At 72.3% G+C, this 17,506-nt stretch carries 18 protein-coding genes and 1 pseudogene; 14 read left to right on the plus strand and 5 right to left on the minus strand.

Translation table 11 applies throughout. The annotated features are described in order from the left end of the window. Positions 1–19: 19 nt before the first annotated feature. Genes VHW64_RS09555 through VHW64_RS09580 form a run of 6 tightly spaced genes read left to right on the plus strand, consistent with a single transcriptional unit; the run spans position 20 to position 3,770 of the window. Positions 20–271 carry a hypothetical protein gene (locus tag VHW64_RS09555; RefSeq protein WP_329650309.1) on the plus strand — a complete coding sequence of 84 codons (252 nt, stop codon included), beginning with the start codon at positions 20–22 and terminating at the stop codon, positions 269–271. Beyond that, positions 272–712 carry a type II toxin-antitoxin system VapC family toxin gene (locus tag VHW64_RS09560; RefSeq protein ID WP_329650310.1) on the plus strand — a complete coding sequence of 147 codons (441 nt, stop codon included), beginning with the start codon at positions 272–274 and terminating at the stop codon, positions 710–712. It abuts the gene before it with no gap. Further along, entirely contained in the window at positions 709–2,139 is a 1,431-nt protein-coding gene (gene purB, locus VHW64_RS09565; RefSeq protein ID WP_329650311.1) for an adenylosuccinate lyase, read from the plus strand. Before VHW64_RS09560 ends, purB begins: the two co-directional genes overlap by 4 nt. A 31-nt stretch (positions 2,140–2,170) precedes the next feature. Further along, positions 2,171–2,431 (plus strand): acylphosphatase, encoded by a 261-nt coding sequence (locus VHW64_RS09570; protein ID WP_329650312.1) that lies wholly within the window; start codon positions 2,171–2,173, stop codon positions 2,429–2,431. A gap of 13 nt (positions 2,432–2,444) precedes the next feature. Beyond that, on the plus strand, positions 2,445–3,320 hold the full coding sequence (locus VHW64_RS09575) for a phosphoribosylaminoimidazolesuccinocarboxamide synthase (RefSeq protein ID WP_329650313.1): 876 nt from the start codon (positions 2,445–2,447) through the stop codon (positions 3,318–3,320). A gap of 6 nt (positions 3,321–3,326) precedes the next feature. Beyond that, on the plus strand, positions 3,327–3,770 hold the full coding sequence (locus VHW64_RS09580; protein WP_329650314.1) for an SRPBCC family protein: 444 nt from the start codon (positions 3,327–3,329) through the stop codon (positions 3,768–3,770). A gap of 44 nt (positions 3,771–3,814) precedes the next feature. Here the strand turns inward: VHW64_RS09580 and VHW64_RS09585 are convergent, their stop codons facing one another. Continuing rightward, a complete protein-coding gene (locus VHW64_RS09585; protein WP_329650315.1) occupies positions 3,815–4,354 on the minus strand; it encodes a general stress protein in 540 nt (179 codons plus the stop codon). A gap of 128 nt (positions 4,355–4,482) precedes the next feature. On the opposite strand from VHW64_RS09585, the gene purS reads away from it, so the two are divergent. Together purS and purQ are read left to right on the plus strand one after the other, a co-directional pair. After that, the gene (gene purS / locus VHW64_RS09590) at positions 4,483–4,734 is read left to right on the plus strand and encodes a phosphoribosylformylglycinamidine synthase subunit PurS (RefSeq protein WP_329650316.1); all 252 of its coding nucleotides are present in this window, start codon (positions 4,483–4,485) and stop codon (positions 4,732–4,734) included. Beyond that, the gene (purQ, locus tag VHW64_RS09595; RefSeq protein WP_329650317.1) at positions 4,731–5,402 is read left to right on the plus strand and encodes a phosphoribosylformylglycinamidine synthase subunit PurQ; all 672 of its coding nucleotides are present in this window, start codon (positions 4,731–4,733) and stop codon (positions 5,400–5,402) included. The genes purS and purQ overlap by 4 nt, the downstream gene beginning before the upstream one ends. 16 nt (positions 5,403–5,418) lie before the next feature. Here purQ and VHW64_RS09600 read toward each other — a convergent pair whose 3' ends face one another. Both VHW64_RS09600 and VHW64_RS09605 read right to left on the minus strand, forming a co-directional pair. Beyond that, complete coding sequence (locus VHW64_RS09600; RefSeq protein WP_329650318.1) at positions 5,419–6,717, minus strand: glycoside hydrolase domain-containing protein; 1,299 nt, start codon at positions 6,715–6,717, stop codon at positions 5,419–5,421. Positions 6,718–6,955: 238 nt separating this feature from the next. Next, positions 6,956–8,437, minus strand: coding sequence for an MFS transporter (locus VHW64_RS09605; protein WP_329650319.1), 1,482 nt, complete (start codon positions 8,435–8,437; stop codon positions 6,956–6,958). Between the two features lie 115 nt (positions 8,438–8,552). Here VHW64_RS09605 and VHW64_RS09610 point away from each other — a divergent pair, with 115 nt between their 5' ends. Both VHW64_RS09610 and VHW64_RS09615 read left to right on the plus strand, forming a co-directional pair. After that, complete coding sequence (locus VHW64_RS09610) at positions 8,553–9,101, plus strand: helix-turn-helix domain-containing protein (protein WP_329650320.1); 549 nt, start codon at positions 8,553–8,555, stop codon at positions 9,099–9,101. A 68-nt stretch (positions 9,102–9,169) separates the two neighbouring features. Then, on the plus strand, positions 9,170–11,497 hold the full coding sequence (locus VHW64_RS09615) for a VWA domain-containing protein (protein WP_329650321.1): 2,328 nt from the start codon (positions 9,170–9,172) through the stop codon (positions 11,495–11,497). A gap of 441 nt (positions 11,498–11,938) precedes the next feature. On the opposite strand, the gene VHW64_RS09620 is transcribed toward VHW64_RS09615, so the two are convergent. Together VHW64_RS09620 and VHW64_RS20300 are read right to left on the minus strand one after the other, a co-directional pair. Continuing rightward, entirely contained in the window at positions 11,939–13,234 is a 1,296-nt protein-coding gene (locus VHW64_RS09620; RefSeq protein WP_329650322.1) for a hypothetical protein, read from the minus strand. Positions 13,235–13,513: 279 nt separating this feature from the next. Further along, positions 13,514–13,684, minus strand: a pseudogene (locus VHW64_RS20300) (zinc-ribbon domain-containing protein); the annotation flags it as partial. A gap of 58 nt (positions 13,685–13,742) precedes the next feature. Here VHW64_RS20300 and purL point away from each other — a divergent pair. Genes purL through arfB form a run of 4 tightly spaced genes read left to right on the plus strand, consistent with a single transcriptional unit; the run spans position 13,743 to position 17,504 of the window. After that, positions 13,743–16,001, plus strand: a complete 2,259-nt coding sequence (purL, locus tag VHW64_RS09625; protein WP_329650323.1) for a phosphoribosylformylglycinamidine synthase subunit PurL — start codon at positions 13,743–13,745, stop codon at positions 15,999–16,001. A gap of 41 nt (positions 16,002–16,042) precedes the next feature. Then, positions 16,043–16,333, plus strand: a complete 291-nt coding sequence (locus tag VHW64_RS09630) for a VOC family protein (RefSeq protein ID WP_329650324.1) — start codon at positions 16,043–16,045, stop codon at positions 16,331–16,333. Positions 16,334–16,338: 5 nt separating this feature from the next. Next, positions 16,339–17,067: an alpha/beta hydrolase gene (locus tag VHW64_RS09635; protein ID WP_329650325.1), complete on the plus strand. Its 729-nt coding sequence runs from the start codon at positions 16,339–16,341 to the stop codon at positions 17,065–17,067. Then, positions 17,067–17,504 (plus strand): alternative ribosome rescue aminoacyl-tRNA hydrolase ArfB, encoded by a 438-nt coding sequence (arfB, locus tag VHW64_RS09640; protein WP_329650326.1) that lies wholly within the window; start codon positions 17,067–17,069, stop codon positions 17,502–17,504. The genes VHW64_RS09635 and arfB overlap by 1 nt, the downstream gene beginning before the upstream one ends. Positions 17,505–17,506: the final 2 nt, after the last annotated feature.

The following is a 17,506-nucleotide window of genomic DNA, read 5'->3' on the forward strand; positions in this document are numbered from 1 at the left end:
TGATGCTATGCTGTCACCCGTGCGGACGACGGTGACTCTCGACGACGACACCGAGCAGATCGTGCGGGCCCGGATGAAGGCCAGGCACGTCTCGTTCAAGAAGGCCCTCAACGACGCGATCCGGGAGGCGGCCGGGTCCCCACGCCCCGAGCGCTTCCAGACGTTGGTCTTCGACATGGGGGTGCCCAGGGTCGACCTCACCAAGGCCTTGCAGCTGTCCGCCGAGCTCGAGGACGAGGAGCTGCTTCGCAAGATGCGGCGAGGCACCTGAGTGCGTGTCGTCGACACCAACGTCCTCCTCTACGCGGTCAATCCCCGGGTGCCCGACCACGCGGTGGCCCGGGCCTGGCTCGACGACGCCCTGTCCGGCAGCGCCACGGTCGGCTTCGCCTGGGTGGCCCTGCTCGGCTTCGTGCGGATCTCGACCCGAGCCGGCATCTTCGACCGACCGCTGACCTCTGAGGAGGCGATGCTGGTCGTCGAGCAGTGGCTGGGCTCCCCGGCCGCCCAGATCGTCCAGCCGACACCCCGCCACTCCACGGTGCTGGCCCGTCTGCTCCGCGAGGCCGGAGCCGCCGGCAACCTCACGACGGATGCCCACCTGGCAGCGCTCGCGATCGAGCACCGGGCGACCGTGGCGTCGTTCGACGGTGACTTCGACCGGCTTCCCGGGGTCCGCTGGGAGCGACCGACCGCGCCGGAGGCGTCATGACCGTCCCCAACGTGCTGGCGACGAGGTACGCCGCGCCCGACCTGGCCGAGATCTGGTCCCCTGCTCACAAGGTCGTGCTCGAGCGCCGGCTGTGGATCGCCGTGCTGACCGCCCAGCGCGACCTCGGCGTCGCCGTACCCGAGGGGGTGGTCGAGGCCTACGAGGACGTCGCGGCCCGAGGTGAGCAGGGCGTCGACCTCGACTCCATCGCCGCTCGCGAGCGGGTGACGCGGCACGACGTGAAGGCGCGGATCGAGGAGTTCACCGCGCTCGCCGGCCACGAGTACATCCACCTCGGGATGACCTCGCGCGACCTCACCGAGAACGTCGAGCAGCTCCAGGTGCGCCAGTCGCTCGCGCTGGTCCGCGACCGGGCGGTCGCCACTCTGGCGCGGCTGGCGCGCCTGGCGGCCGAGCACGACGCGACCGTGCTGACGGGTCGCTCGCACAACGTGGCGGCCCAGGCGACGACGCTGGGCAAGCGGTTCGCGAGTGCCGCCGACGAGCTCCTCGTCGCGGTCGAGCGGGTCGAGGAGCTCCTCGCGCGCTACCCGCTGCGGGGGATCAAGGGCCCGATGGGCACCTCCCAGGACATGCTCGACCTGCTCGACGCAGACGAGGAGCGGCTGGCCGAGCTCGAGCGCCGGGTCGCCGCGCACCTCGGCTTCGAGCGGGTCCTCGACAGCGTCGGCCAGGTCTACCCGCGCTCGCTCGACCTCGACGTCGTGGCGGCGCTGGTCCAGCTGGTCGCCGCGCCGTCCAGCCTGGCCACGACCATCCGGCTGATGGCCGGGCACGAGCTGGTGACCGAGGGCTTCGCCGAGGGCCAGGTCGGGTCGAGCGCGATGCCGCACAAGATGAACACCCGCTCCTGCGAGCGGGTCAACGGCCTCGCCGTCGTGCTGCGCGGCCACCTGACGATGGTCGGCGAGCTCGCCGGCGCGCAGTGGAACGAGGGCGACGTCTCCTGCTCCGTCGTCCGCCGGGTGGCACTGCCCGACGCCTTCTTCGCCACCGACGGCGTGTTCCAGACGTTCCTCACGGTCCTCGACGAGTTCGGGGCGTTCCCCGCGGTGATCCAGCGCGAGCTCGACCGCTACCTGCCGTTCCTGACCACGACCAAGGTGCTGCTGGCCGCCGTCCGCGCCGGGGTCGGGCGCGAGGCCGCCCACGAGGCCATCAAGGAGCACGCCGTCGCCGTCGCCCTGGAGATGCGCCAGGGTCGCGCCCACAACGACCTCTTCGACCGGCTCGCGGCCGACTCCCGGCTGGGCCTGGACCGGCGGGCGATCGCCGGCCTCGTGGCCGACCCGCTGGAGTTCACCGGCGCCGCGCGTGCGCAGACCCGGGCCGTCGTACGCCGGGTCGAGGCGCTGGTGGCCCGCCACCCCGACGCCGCGTCGTACTCCCCGGGCTCGATCCTCTAGGGCCGGGCGAGCCGGGCGAGCTGTGCGAGCCGTGCAGGTGCATGTGACGGGCCGGGTCCAGGGCGTCGGCTTCCGGTGGTATGCCCAGCAGGAGGCGCGTCGGCGTGGCGTCACGGGGTGGGTGCGCAACGAGCCCGACGGCTCGGTGGCGGCCGTGTTCGAGGGCGACGACGACGACGTGACCGCCCTCGTCGACTGGTGCCGACAGGGACCCTCGTCGGCCGTCGTGCGTGACGTCGCCGTCACCGACGCCGCGCCGACCGGCGCCGACGTCTTCGACGTCCGGTACTGAGTACCCTCGCCCCATGCCGACCCCCGTAGCGCCCGAGCTCGACGGTCTCACCCCTCTGCACTCCGGCAAGGTCCGCGACCTCTACGCGCTGCCTGACGGCCGGCTGCTGATGGTCGCCAGCGACCGCATCTCGGCGTTCGACTTCGTCTTGGACACGACGATCCCGGACAAGGGCGAGATCCTGACCCGGATGTCGCTGTGGTGGTTCGAGCAGCTGGCCTCGCTCGTGCCTCACCACGTGGTGTCCACCGACGTCCCGGATGCCGTGCGTGGCCGTGCGGTCGTCTGCGAGCGGCTGGCGATGTTCCCCGTCGAGTGCGTGGCGCGCGGATACCTCACCGGCTCCGGGCTGCTCGACTACCGCGCCACCGGCGAGGTCTGCGGGATCGCCCTGCCCTCGGGTCTCGACGACGGCAGCCGGCTGCCGGAGCCGGTCTTCACCCCCGCGACCAAGGCGGCGCTGGGCGACCACGACGAGAACGTCACCTACGACGCGGTCGTCGCCACCGTCGGGGAGTCGGTGGCCGCGTCACTGCGCGAGACGACGCTCGCCGTGTACGCGCGCGCCGACCTGATCGCGCGGCAGCGGGGCATCATCATCGCCGACACCAAGCTCGAGTTCGGGCACCGTCCCGACGGCACCATCGTCCTGGCCGACGAGGTGCTGACCCCCGACTCGTCGCGCTTCTGGCCGGCGGCCGACTGGGAGCCCGGCCGCACCCAGCCGTCGTATGACAAGCAGATCGTGCGCAACTGGCTGCTCTCACCCGCGTCCGGCTGGGACCGCGCGTCGGGCGAGGCGCCGCCGCCCCTTCCCGAGTCCGTCGTTGGGCACACCCGCGCCCGCTACGTCGAGGCCTACGAGACTCTCACGGGCGAAGCCTGGTGAGCCACGATGAGTGAGTTCTCGGTGACGCTCGAGCTGCCGCACCCGCCGTCGTCGATGTTCCGCTTCCTGGCCGACCCCCACAGCCGGCCGCTGTGGCAGGCCAGCCTGAAGGCCGTCGCCGACGTCGACGCCGGTGAGCCCCGGGTGGGGATGACGTGGTGCGACGTCACCAAGGTCGGGCTGCGGCCATCGATGGCGATCACCGAGCTCACGCCGTTCCGCCTGCTGGCCGAGACCGGGACCTGGCGCGGCGTCGACGGGCTGCTCACCATGCGCTTCGTGAGCACGCAGCAGGGGACCAGGCTGACGGCAGAGGGCCGGCTCACCGGGCACGGCGCCTTCGCGCTCGCCGCGTCGTTCACCGGGCGACTCGCCCCCGAGACGATCCGCAAGGACCTCCTGCGCGCCTCCGCCGTCCTCGCCACTCGCTCCCGCCCTGACCGCCCCTGACCGCCCCTGACCGCCTCGGCGGGAAACTCCTCCCACCTCGGCGGTCAGGCGAAGGGGTTGGGGCGGGCGCCGGGGAGCTGGGCGAGGATCTCCTGCGCCCGCTGGAGGAGCTTGTGCTCGACCAGCACCTCGTAGCGGGTGGCCACGACGACGCGTACCGAGGAGAAGTCGCGCTGGCCGCGAGCGGCGGCGTACCCCACCATCGCCCACACGGTGCCGAACACCACGCCGAACAACGCGGTGGTGACGATGGTGGCGAAGCCGTTGCTCTTGGTGTCGAAGAGCGAGAGCACGACGCCGACGAAGATGCCGAGCCAGAGCCCCGACAGGGCGCCGCCGAGGCCGACCTTCCCGGTGGTGAGGCGCCCGGTGATGCGCTCGACCTGCTTCAGATCGGTCCCGACGATCATGCAGTTCTCGACCGGGAACTCCTTGTCGGACAGGAAGTCGACGGCCTTCTGCGCCGCTGCGTAGTCGTCGTAGACGCCCAGGGACTGCGGGAACTGAAGCTGGAGCAGGCGCGCGCCCTGGAGTCCGGGGCCTGCCCCTCCGCCGATGCCGCCGAGCGGGTTGTTCGTTGCCATGGGCCCAGTCTGCCCGGTCCGGGTGGCGATGTGCTGAACGGACAGCGCCGATCCCTAGACTGGCGGCACCGGTAGAACCCCGCCGGCCCCAGCCGATGCGCCCTGACGCCGCCCCGAAAGGCTCCACCGTGGCCCGCTACGTCGTCGACGTGATGCCCAAGCGCGAGATCCTCGACCCGCAGGGCAAGGCCGTCCTCGGGGCCCTGCCGCGACTCGGGTTCGACGGGGTCAGCGAGGTGCGTCAGGGCAAGCGGTTCGAGATCGAGCTCGACGGGGAGGCCGACGAGCAGCACCTCGCCGACGTCCGCCGGATGGCCGAGACGCTGCTCGCCAACCCGGTCATCGAGGACTACACCGTGACGTCCGCGGAGCCGTCGTGAGGATCGGCGTCGTCACCTTCCCGGGCTCCCTGGACGACGGCGACGCGGCGCGCGCCGTCCGCCTGGCCGGCGGAGAGGCCGTCGGGCTGTGGCACGCCGACGCGGACCTGAAGGGGGTCGACGCGGTCGTCCTGCCGGGCGGCTTCTCCTACGGCGACTATCTGCGCTGCGGCGCGATCTCGCGCTTCGCCCCGGTGATGACCGAGGTGGTCGCGGCCGCCGGGCGCGGGATGCCCGTGCTCGGCATCTGCAACGGGTTCCAGATCCTGTGCGAGTCGCACCTCCTGCCCGGCGCCCTCACCCGCAACGACCACCGCACCTTCGTGTGCCGCGACCAACGGCTGCGGATCGAGAGCAACCGCACGCCCTGGACCTCGTCGTACGCCGCGAACGCCGAGGTCACGATCGTGATCAAGAACGGCGAGGGCGGCTTCATCGCCGACGAGCCGACCCTCGAGCGGCTGGAGGGCGAGGGGCGGGTGGTCGCGCGCTACCTCGACGTCAACCCGAACGGCTCGCTCCACGACATCGCCGGCATCGCCAACGAGCGCGGCAACGTCGTCGGCCTGATGCCGCATCCCGAGCACGCGGTCGAGGAGCTCACCGGAGCCGGCACCGACGGCCTGGCCTTCTTCACCGGCCTGACCGCCCTCGCCGCCGCCGGCTGATCGCCGAGGCGACCGGTCAGCGCGCGCCGGCCGCCAGGGCGGTCCAGGTGCTGGGGTTCACCACGCCGAGCGCCTTGCGCTCCTGCGAGATCTGCCACGAGCGCAGGGCCGCGTCGGTCAGTTGGGCGAAGACCCCCGTGACCGGCAGGTCGGTGCCGTGCGTCGCGGCGTTGAGGGTGCGCTGAAGCCGTCGTACGGCGGGGCCGGTGGAGCCGAACTTCAGCACCGGGCGTGACCCGACCATCAGCAGCGTCATCCACGCGCGCCGGCTCCAGACGGGCTTCGGGGCGATGCCGTGGGCCTTCTGCCAGGTGTTGGTCGCCCTCAAGGTGGCCGCGTTGTAGCGGCCGTTGATCTTGCCGGCGTAGGCCTTCTGCTCGGTGAGCAGGCACTGGAGTGCCTTGACCGGGGTCGCGTCGGCTCCGGACTGGAGGCGGGGGTAGTCGCCGAGGTCGACGGTGACTCCGCCGCAGTGCGTGACGGGCCGCAGCGTGTGCTTCCCGAGGTCGAGGAAGTCGGTGTCGACGTTGATGGTGACGTGGCCCCACGTCTCGTTGTGCCCACCGATGTACTGCTTCATCCGGTTGCCGGGCACCCAGCCGTCGGCCCGGATGTAGGAGGTCGAGGTGTTGGCGTCGCCGTCCCAGCGCGCGAGCCAGATCCGGTCCGGAAGCACGTACCTCTTCGGAGTCTTCACCCGGGCGCGGTCCAGCGACCAGATCCCCGAGCCCGCGCTGGAGTAGACACCCGAGACGTAGTGGAGCGCGTGCAGGCCGCTCGTCCAGCCGCTGAGGAAGGACAACGACGCGTTGCGGCAGCGGTTGTTGGTCTGGTCGAAGTTCTCCAGGTCGTACCACAGGGTGCTGCCCGAGACGATGCCGAGCTTGGTCGCGGCGGTGACGGCGGTCTTCGCCTCGGTCACGCCCTGCTGCCGGGCCTTGTCGAAGGTGCCGCTCTTGGCCTTCGTGTTGGCGATCACGGGGTCCTTGCCGTGCCGCGGGAAGCGCGGGTTGCACGGCGCCTGCGGGCCGACGTCCAGGGGCAGCAGCCGCCAGCCGTTTCCGAGCTGCTTGCTCACCCACGCGGGGGTCAGGTTGGGCTGGGCGGTGCAGGCCCGGGACGCTCCGGCGATGTAGATGCCGACCGCGAGGTACGGCGAGCTCCTGAGCCAGGTGTTCATGGCCTTCTGGCTGGGGGTGTTGCACTGGTCGAAGCCGTACCCGAGGAAGTTCCCCGGCGTCACTACGTTGCCGGCCGGGGTGGTCGCCGTGGCGGCGTTCCCGGTCTCGTCGACGACGGTCGCGAACGCGGCCACCGCCGCCAGTGTGGTGGCGAGAACGGCACGGCGAAGCAACATGTCAGCGACTCCCGAAGACGGCGGCATCCCCGCGGTGGGGGGTCCGGCACCGGGGCCGGCTTCCGCGGGGACGCCACACCATAAACACATCAGTCACACCAGTAACAGGCGTTCGGGATAACTACAGTCGTGTAGTTCGCAGAGCCGGTCGAGGTGGCCCCGGCTGCACGAGCTCGGGGGGCCACCTCGACCAGGGTCAGGCGGCCTCGGCCACCAGCTCGGACTCCGGCTCGGCCGCGCGGGCGAGCTCCTCCGGAGCCCGGCGCTGGCGCAGCGTCGTCGTCGCCACCACGAGGGCCACCAGGGCGAAGGTCGCGGAGGTCAGGAACGCCGCCTCGACGCCGGGCACGAACTGTCCCGGCACCGCCCCGGTCGCGTAGACCGACACGATCGCGGCGACGCCCACGGATCCGCCGAGCTGCTGCGTGGTCTGGAGCAGCCCCGACGCCGATCCGGCGTGCTCGGGCTCGACGCCGCCGAGGACCGTCGCGGTGATCGGCATGAAGATGAGGCCGGTGGACAGACCCGCGATCAGCACGGGCCCGAAGACCGAGCCGAGGTACGACGACGTGGTGCCGATCTGGCTCAGCCAGGCGAAGCCGACGACCAGCGCGGACGTGCCGATCATCACCATGGTCCGTGCGCCGAGGACGGCGAGCAGGCGGGGGGTGACCCGCGACATGGCGAACACGCCCAGGCTGAAGGGCAGGAAGGCCAGGCCCGTCTCGAAGGGTCCGAAGCCGAGCACGCGCTCGTCGTACTGGACGACCAGGAAGAACATCGAGAAGTTCGCCCCGATCACCAGCGCCATCACGGCCAGCGCGCCGATCCGGCGGCGGTTGCGCACCAGGTGCGGCTGCACGAGGGGGTGCGGGTGACGCACCTCGGTGCGGCCGAGGACCAGGAGCAGCGCCACGCCGACGACGAAGCCGCCGATGGTGCGCACCGAGAGCCAGCCGTGCTCCGGCGTGCCGATCAGCGACCACACGATCGCCACGGCGCCGAGCGTCGCGGTGACCGCGCCGACGACGTCGAAGCGGCCGGGACGGCGGTTGGTCTCGGACACGAAGCGGCGTGCGAGCAGCAGGACGACGATCCCGATCGGGACGTTGATGAACAGCGTCCAGCGCCACGACCCGAGGTCGGTGACGACGCCGCCGAGCAGCAGCCCGATCGACGCGCCGGCCGACGAGACGGCACCGAAGAGGGCCAGCGCGCGGTTGCGGGCGGCCTCGTCGGGGGCGCTGGTGGTCAGCAGCGCCAGGACGCTGGGTGCTGCCATCGCGGCACCGGCTCCTTGCAGAGCGCGGGCGAGGACCAGCTGGGTCGGGGTCTGTGCCAGACCACCGAGGAGCGAGAACAGGGTGAACATGCTCAGCCCGATCTCGAACATGCGGAGGCGGCCGCGGACGTCGCCGAGCCGGCCGCCGAGCAGGAGGAGCCCGCCGAAGGCGAGCGTGTAGGCGTTGAGCACCCAGGACAACGACGCGGGGCCGAAGCCGAGGTCGGTGTCGATCCGGGGGAGTGCGACGTTCACGACGGTGGCGTCCAGCACCAGCATGAGCTGGGCCACCAGCACGATCGCGATCCCGGTGGCGGCGCGACCGGCGTTGGCCGGAAGGTCCGCCGGCAGGTCGCCGGATGCGTGGGCGGGGCGGGTGGACAGTGCAGATGACACGGGGTTGATTCCTTGTCTGGCCTCGTAGCCGGGGCCGATGTACTCTGTAGCGGAGAAGTTCTCCGCTTGGAGAAACTATACGGAGACAGTCTCCGTTTGGCAAGTGAGGTGGGTCATGCGGGCCGACGCCCAGCGCAACCGCGAACGCCTGGTCGAGGCTGCGCGCGAGGTCTTCCGCGAGCAGGGCTACGACGCCTCGCTCGACGAGGTGGCCAAGCGGGCCGGGGTCGGTGCGGGCACCCTGTACCGCCACTTCCCGAGTCGAGACGTCCTGATGGACGCGATCATGCAGAGCTGGGTCGACCGCGTGAACGACGCCGCCGACAAGGTGCTGGTCCACGAGGGAGACTCCCGCGAGCTGCTGCTGGCGTGGTTCGAGACCTACGTCGACCTGATCAGCATGCACAAGGGCGGCCCCGCCAAGATCACCAGCGCCATGGGCGACGCCACCTCGCCGATCGTCACCAAGTGCCAGGTTCTGGCCGCGGCGACCCAGCGGGTCGTGGACCGGCTGGACGAGGTCCACGCCCTGCGCGAGCACATCGAGGTGGTCCAGATGTGCCGTCTGGTCGGCGGAGTCGCCTCCGTGGCCGACAACGGCAACCTCGACCAGGCCGCCGTACGCCCGTTGCTCGAGGTCATCGCCGACGGCGTCCTGGCCTGACCAGCGGCTCGACGGCTGCGCCGGCCGAGGTCTCGTCAGGACGGGCCCGGTGAGGCACACTTCGGCGCGTGAGACCGACGGGGGTGCGGGGGCGCTGGCGAGCGCTCGCGGCGACGACGATGGCCCTCGGCTGCGCGACGGCCGCTCTGGTAGCCGCCCCGGTCACGGGCGCCTCGGGCGCCGAGGCCTCTGCTGACGTCTTCGCCGAGGCCCCGGCGGCGGGCTGCCCCGACGTCATGGTGTACGCCGTGCGCGGCTCGGGCCAGGCACCGAAGACCGGAGCCGCCGTCCGCGGGTACGACCCGAAGAACCCGGGACTCGGGTACGCCGCGACCTGGGACGCCTTCGACCCGATCTCGACGAGGACCGGCGGCTCGAGCATCGCTGCCGACATCGCGTTCGCCGACACCGACCCGGCGACCCAGACCCCGTACAACTACGACGTCGTGCAGAGGATCCACGCCGCGATCGGGTCGGAGGTCGACCTGGGCTGGGCCCCGATCCGGTACCCCGCCGTCCCCGCGAACCTCTACGACATCGTCACCGACTACGACTGGTCGGTCGAGCAGGGGGTGCGCGAGCTGGCCCGGGTGCTGGCCGCCGAGCAGGACCGCTGCGGCACCAGGACGAGGTTCGTCCTGACCGGCTTCTCCCAGGGCTCGGATGTCATCTACTCCTACCTCGCCGGGCGGCTGTCGCTCTCCGTTGACTCCTTGACGAACCTGAAGTTCCTGCGCTTCGTCCGGCCCAGCGCCGCGGTCCGTGCCCAGATCGCCGCGGTGGCACTGATCGCCGACCCCAACAACGACACCCGCGACCCCGAGTCGTACGTGCACGTCGACCCGGCGATGGCGCCCGTCGGCGGTCTCAAGGCCTCGACCCCACCGCTCCCGCACTGGGCCGAGTCGGTCACGGACTCCTTCTGCTTCCCCGACGACGCGGTGTGCGGGGCCGGCGTGCACCTCCCGAGCAAGCACGAGAGGGACATCCACTCCTTCTGGTACGACGACGCGGGGCACCCCGTCGTCTGCCGCTACGGCACCACTGCGGCCTACCGCGTCTCGGCGACCGAGTGCGCGGCCGACCGGGCGGTGTGGCGCCTCGGGCTGCGCAACCAGGTGCGCGACCCGGTGGGAGGGAGTCCCACCGCGCCAGGCGCCAACGGACTCGACGTCGTGTTCGTCATCGACACCACGGGCTCGATGGCCGACGACATCGACCAGGCCAAGCAGTTCGCCCGGCAGGCGGCGGACCGGATCGCCGCGCAGGACGGCCGGGTCGCCCTGGTGGAGTACCGCGACTCGGTCGACCGCGTGCCGGCCAGCATCCTGACCCCGCTGACCGACGACCAGGCGCAGTTCCGGGCCGAGCTCGCGACCTTGCGGGCCCACGGTGGTGGCGACACCCCCGAGGGTCTGCTGCACGCACTGACCGTCGCCTTCCAGGGACTCGACTGGCGTCGGGGCGCCACCAAGGCCGCCGTCGTGCTGACCGACGCCGGCTACCACGACCCCGACCGCACCGGTGGAGAGACCCTGAAGTCGGTCTCGAGGCTGGCCCTGCACATCGACCCGGTCAACGTCTTCCCGGTGAGCCCCGAGCTGTCGGAGCAGAAGAGGCTGGCCAAGGCCACGTCGGGGGAGCTGGTCGACAAGGGCGACGACACGGTGTCGGCGCTCTTCGAGGCGCTCAACCGCATCATCAGGCGGCCGGTCGCCAGGCTGGACCAGACGTCGTACTTCTCGCCTGCGCAGCGGGCCGTGGGATTCGACGCCAGTGCGAGCCGCGCGTACGGCGACGGTGAGGTCGTGAGCTACGACTGGGACTTCGACGGCGACGGGGTCTTCGACCGGACGACGACGACGCCGACCACGACGTACCGCTATCCGCCCGACTACACCGGCGAGATGCAGGTGCGCGTCGTCGACACCGACGGACGGTTCGGCAACGCCTCGGCCCGGGTCTCGGTCGCGCCCCAGGACGGTCTGACCGTCGCGGGCACCCCACCGAGCGCCGAGCACCTGAGTGTCGTCGGCCGGCCCGCGCGCTCGGCGATGGACGTCCACTACACCTGGAGCTCGCTGAGCGCGCCGCAGAGCTGGGCGGTCACCGTGGACGGCGCGGTGGTCGACACGGTGCCCGGTGACAGCCACGGCGCGACCGTGACGATGAAGCCGTGGGACCACGCCACGCGGATGGGTGTCTACCCGATCTCCGACGACGGCCTCACCGGCGCCGACACCGACGTCGTGATGGCGCCGGCCGACGAACGGGTACCCGGCTGGGAGCGCGTCCTTCTGAAGACCGGCGTCGGTCTGGGCGGCGTGGTGTTCTCGACCTGTCTCCCGGTGTGGTGGTGGCGGCGCCGCCGCGCCGTCCGGGTGGCGGGCGGCTGATCCGGCGGCTACGGCAGCCGGCGGACGACGGGCAGCCCCTCTCCAGCAGGGGAGCTCGTCGACCGGGCCGTGCTGCCCACGACGTCGTGGAGGCGCTCGAGTCGCGAGCGCACGTTCGGGACCGCGAGCGCGGCAGCACAGGCGAGGGCGAGGACGAGGCCGGCCACGGCTGCTGCCAGCCATGGGCCGCGTCGGCGCTGCGGGTGCGGCGGACGCTGCGGGTGCGGCGGACGTGCCGGCGTTGACTCGATCGGGGGCGGGGGTGTCGCCGGCGGCGCGTGGGTCTGCCGACCTGCGGTGCCGGCTCGGGCCCCGGCGGTGCCGGCTCGGGCCCCGCACTCGGTGCAGAACTGGGTGCCTCGCAGGGGCGCGCCGCACGCCGCGCAGAAGCGCACCTGCGGTGCTGGTCCGCTCACCCTCCCCCCGTCTGGCACGAGCCGACTACCCGGTCGGCCCGGACCAGGACGTCGGAGCCGCTCCGGAGCGCTGGGCGCGAGAGCGGGCGACGGCGGTGACCACCAACGCGATCGCGAAGCCCCATGCCAGCGCGAGCCCGATCGCCTGCCACGAGTCGATGCCGACCGTGATGGTGGCGACCTGCTTGCCGCGCGCCCCGGAGCGGTACGTCGCGTGGTACGCCGCGAGATGGACCAGGATCGGGGTCGCCACCACGAGCGCCACCAGCCAGCGCAGCATGTCGGCCTGGATCCCGCCCGGACCGCTCCGGTAGGCGAGGAACAGGGCGGAGGCACCGAACACGACGAGCGTGAGGACCGGCAGCCCCCACAGGACCGGTGAGAGATGGTCGGTGAAGTGGGTCAGGTGCTGCGAGGTGGTCAGGTGGTACTTGCCCGCATGGGTGACGTAGTGCAGCCCGGCTCCGGCCCCGGTGTAGAGCGCCGTGATCCCGAGGTTGGGCAGGATCGCCAGCCAGATGGCGATCGACGAGGTGTTGTGGGTGTTGCTGTCCTTGACGAACAGCACGACGGCCGCGATCGCGCCCAGCGCGACCGAGCCGGCGACCAGGACGCCGATCGACCGGAGGGGCCCCGCCACCCACCCGCGCACGAGGACGACGGCCGGGGGCAGCGTGTCGTCGCGCATCAGGATCAGGCCGGCGGCGATCAGCAGGAGGAACAGCACGCCGACGGCCGCGGCGCCCCCCGCGTGGCTGCTCCACGTGCCGCTCTCGAGAGCGAAGGTCCCGTTGTCCTGGGTCACCCGGTTGCTGACATCGCCGAAGGTCGCCGGGATGAACAGGGTCGACCGGAACACCAGCGTGAGGACCACGATGCCCGCCGCGAAGACCAGGGCGGTGCGGACGGCGTGGATCGCGGCGCCGGTCCAGTCGGGGTAGCGCCGGAGCTGACGGCTCAGCAGGACCGTCGCGACGGCGAGCGCGAGCACCGTGACGGTCAAGGGGTAGGCGCCGACACTGATGGTGCCGGGGCCCTGGTCGCTCACGTGGCCCGTGGTGTTGCCCCCGAACGCCGAGCCGGTGATCAGCGTGACGACGGTCAGGAAGCCCCGCACGCCCACGCCGTCCGGGTGCATCAGGGCCACCAGGAGCGCGGATGCCACGAACGCCGTGAGCAGCGTCGCCAGTGCGGTCAGCGCGGCACCCGGCCAGTCGCCGGTGAGGATCTGGGTGATGTCGAGCTTCGGGAGCCGCGGCAGCGCCGGCTCCGGCCGGGTGGCGTCCGGCGGCAGGACCGGTGCGGTCTGCGGGGTCGACACCGCTGGCGCGGGAGGTGCCGCCGGGGCGACGGGCGCCACGGGCGCTGCCGGTGGCGCGGGCGGGGCGGGGGGTGCGGGTGCGGCTGGGTCAGGGGTCGGCGCGAGATGCAGAGGGGCGGTCTCGGAGCTCGCATCTGCTGGGGGCGGCGCGGGAGCATCCCGCACCGGTGAGGCCGCAGCGGCGACGTCGTCCGGCGTCGGGGTGGGTGCCGGACTCGAGACGGGCGAAGGTGCCGGCTCCGGCGCTGCCGCGGCCGATGTGGGTGCCGGCGCGGGCGCTCCGCACGCTCCGCAGAACCTCGCTCCGTCCTGCCACGGCGCCCCGCAGTTGCCGCAAAAGCTCACGTCATGTCCCCCGTCGAGATCGTTCGCGCACTGACCAAGTGGTGGGCGGGAGAGTAACCGCAACTGCGCCCGGGAGAAAGCCGCCGTCCCCAATCCTGTCGACATCGGGAGCGACCGGTGACACGCGGACGATCCGCGGCCGGCTGACGGTAGGTTTGGGGTCGTGCCGCAGCCTCTCGACACCGTCACGGTCGCCGCGGCCGACCCCGAGCGCGAGCAGCCCTGGGCCGAGCTGGGGCTGACGGCCGACGAGTACTCGCGGATCCGCGGGATCCTCGGTCGCCGGCCGACCAGCAGCGAGCTCGCGATGTACTCGGTGATGTGGAGCGAGCACTGCTCCTACAAGTCCTCCAAGGTCCACCTGCGCCAGTTCGGCGACCTCGCCCAGGAGACCCCGGTCGGCACGATGCTGGCCGGCATCGGGGAGAACGCCGGGGTCGTCGACATCGGCCAGGGCTACGCCGTCACCTTCAAGATCGAGTCGCACAACCACCCGTCGTACGTCGAGCCCTACCAGGGCGCCGCGACCGGTGTCGGCGGCATCGTCCGCGACATCCTCGCGATGGGCGCCCGGCCGGTCGCGGTGATGGACCCGCTGCGGTTCGGGCCGCTGGACGCCGACGACACCCACCGCGTGCTGCCCGGGATCGTGGCGGGAGTCGGCGGCTACGGCAACTGCCTGGGTCTGCCCAACATCGGCGGCGAGGCGGTCTTCGACGCGACGTACGCCGGCAACCCGCTGGTCAACGCGCTCTGCGTCGGCGTACTGCGGCACGAGGACCTCCACCTCGCGAAGGCCGTCGGCGCCGGCAACCTCGTGATCATGTACGGCGCCCGCACCGGAGGCGACGGCATCGGCGGCGCCTCGATCCTGGCCTCGGAGACCTTCGACGCAACGAAGCCGTCCAAGCGGCCGGCGGTGCAGGTCGGCGACCCCTTCATGGAGAAGCTGCTGATCGAGTGCACGCTCGAGCTCTTCGCCGCCGGGGTGGTCGCCGGCATCCAGGACTTCGGCGCCGCCGGCATCTCGTGCGCCACCTCCGAGCTCGCCGCCGCCGGCGACGGCGGCATGCACGTCGACCTCGACAAGGTCGCGCTCCGCGACACCACGCTCGTTCCCGAGGAGATCCTCATGAGCGAGAGCCAGGAGCGGATGATGGCCGTCGTCGAGCCCGGTGACGCGGCGAGGTTCTTCGCCATCTGCGAGAAGTGGGACGTCGAGGCGACGACGATCGGGGAGGTCACCGGCGACGGCCGGCTGGTCGTCGACTGGCACGGCGAGACGGTCGTCGACGTCGACCCGCGCACGGTGGCTCACGACGGCCCGGTCTACCAGCGTCCGCTCGCCCGGCCGGACTGGCAGGACACCCTCCAGGCTGACGGCGCCGAGTCACTCGCCCGGCCGGCCGACGGCGACGAGCTGCGGGCCACGGTGCTGCGGCTCGCAGCGTCGCCCAACCTGTGCGACAAGTCGTGGATCACCGACCAGTACGACCGCTACGTGCAGGGCAACACCGTCCTCGCGCAGCCGTCCGACGCCGGCATGGTCCGGGTCGACGAGGACACCCATCTGGGAGTCGCCCTGGCGACCGACGGCAACGGCCGTTTCGGCAAGCTCGACCCGTATGCCGGCGCCCAGCTCGCGCTGGCCGAGGCCTACCGCAACGTCGCGTGCGGAGGCGCGATGCCGCTCGCGGTCTCGGACTGCCTCAACTTCGGGTCGCCCGAGGACCCCGCCGTGATGTGGCAGCTCGCGGAGGCCTGTCGCGGGCTCAAGGAGGCGTGCGCGGCGCTGGGCATCCCCGTCACCGGCGGGAACGTCTCGCTCTACAACCAGACCGGAGACACCGCGATCCTGCCGACGCCCGTGGTCGCCGTCCTCGGGGTCATCGACGACGTGCGCCGCCGTACGCCGACCGGGTTCCCGGCCGAGGGCGAGGCCATCGTGCACCTGGGTCAGACGCGTGAGGAGCTGTCCGGCTCGGAGTGGGCGAACGTCGTCCACGACCACCTCGGCGGCCAGCCTCCGGCCGTCGACCTGCGCGACGAGGCCAACCTCGCCCGGCTGCTCGTCGAGGCCGCGCGTGGTGGGTATCTCACCAGCGCCCACGACATGTCGGAGGGCGGCCTGTCCCAGGCGCTGGTCGAGTCGTGCCTGCGCCACGGCGTCGGCGCGACGGTCTCACTCCTGGGTGACGCGTTCGTCGGCCTGTTCTCCGAGTCGGCCTCCCGTGCCGTCGTGACCGTGCCCGACGACCGCCTCGACTCCTTCCTCGCGATGGCCGCCTCGCTGGGCGTGCCGGCGGGTCCGATCGGGCGCACCGGCGGGGCCTCGCTGGTCGTCACCGACCACTTCGAGATCCCGCTCGATGAGCTGTCCGCGGCCTGGCGCGAGACCCTGCGGGCGGTCTTCGCGAGCTGAGCGCCGAGCTGTCGGTCGGCGTGGTGGTCCATGCTGGGCCGATGATCGATCACTTCGGCATCGACTGCGCGGACCTCGCGGCGTCCGAGACGTTCTACGACCGGGTGCTCGGCACCTTGGGCCTCACCCGGCAGGTGCACCTCGCCTTCACCGCACCCGACACCGACCACGTGCGCGCCTTCCACGCCGCGGCCACCGAGCTCGGTGCGGAGACGCTGCCCGCGCCGCGGCTGTGGCCGGAGTACCACGAGCACTTCTGCGGCGCCTTCGTCCGCGACCCCGACGGCGACAACGTCGAGGCGGTGTGCCACACCGCCGGTCCCGGCGACTGACGCGTGTGAACACACCGCAGCGCGTCGTCAGGTACGGCGACGACCCGAGCCAGTGCGTCGAGCTGACCCTGCCCGAGGGCTCCCACCGCGGGGTCGTCGTGGTGATCCACGGCGGCTTCTGGCGGGCGAGGTACGACCTCTCCCTGGGGCGGCCGTTGGCCGACAGCCTCGTGCGGCACGGCTGGGCGGCGTGGAACGTGGAGTACCGCCGCGTCGGCAACGGCGGGGGAGACCCCGAGACCTTCGACGACGTCGCCGCGGCGATCGACGCCCTGGCCGAGCACGACCTCGACCTGACCCGGGTGATCGCCGTGGGGCACTCCGCGGGAGGCCACCTCGCGACGTGGGCCGCGGCGCGCGGCCGGTACCCCCGCTGGCCGACCACGGTCGAGCTGACCGGCGTCGTGGCCCAGGCCGGCGTCCTGGACCTGCGGGCGGCCCACGACGAGCACCTGGGAGCCGGCGCCGTCGAGGCGTTCCTGGGTCACCCGCCCGGTCCGGCGGATGCGGCGGCGGACCCGGCTCGCGAGGTCCCGCTCGACGTGCCCGTCCACTGCGTCCACGCGGTCGGTGACGACGTCGTGCCGGTCTCGCAGTCGCGCAACTACGTCGAGGCGGCCACGCGGGCCGGCGCGTCGGCGGCGCTGACCGAGGTCGAGGGCGACCACTTCACCGTCATCGACGCCGAGAGCGAGGCCTGGCACACGACGCTTCAGATCCTCGAGGAGCTGTGATGGACGGCGAGGGCCTGCGCGTGAGCCGCGCGATCGTCGTACCGGACCGGGAGCTGTCAGAGCGGTTCTCCCGCTCGTCCGGGCCCGGCGGCCAGGGGGTGAACACCGCCGACTCCCGGGTCGAGCTCTCCTTCGACGTCCAGCGCTCGCCCTCGCTCCCGGAGACCACTCGCGCCCGGATGCTGGCGCGGCTCGAGGGGCGTCTCGTGGACGGTGTGCTGACCGTGGCGGCCTCGGAGTTCCGGGGGCAGCTGGCCAACCGCAGAGCCGCTCGTGACCGGCTGACCGCGTTGCTGAGCGAGGCCGCCGCGCCACCACCTCGTCCGCGCCGGCCGACGAAGCCGTCCCGCGCGGCCGACCGGCGCCGCCTCGACGCCAAGCGGCGCCGCGGGGAGACCAAGCAGGGCCGCCAGGGCCGGCAGGGCCGCTGGGACTGACC

The organism is Nocardioides sp. (assembly GCF_036267815.1).
Classification (GTDB): Bacteria; Actinomycetota; Actinomycetes; order Propionibacteriales; family Nocardioidaceae; genus Nocardioides.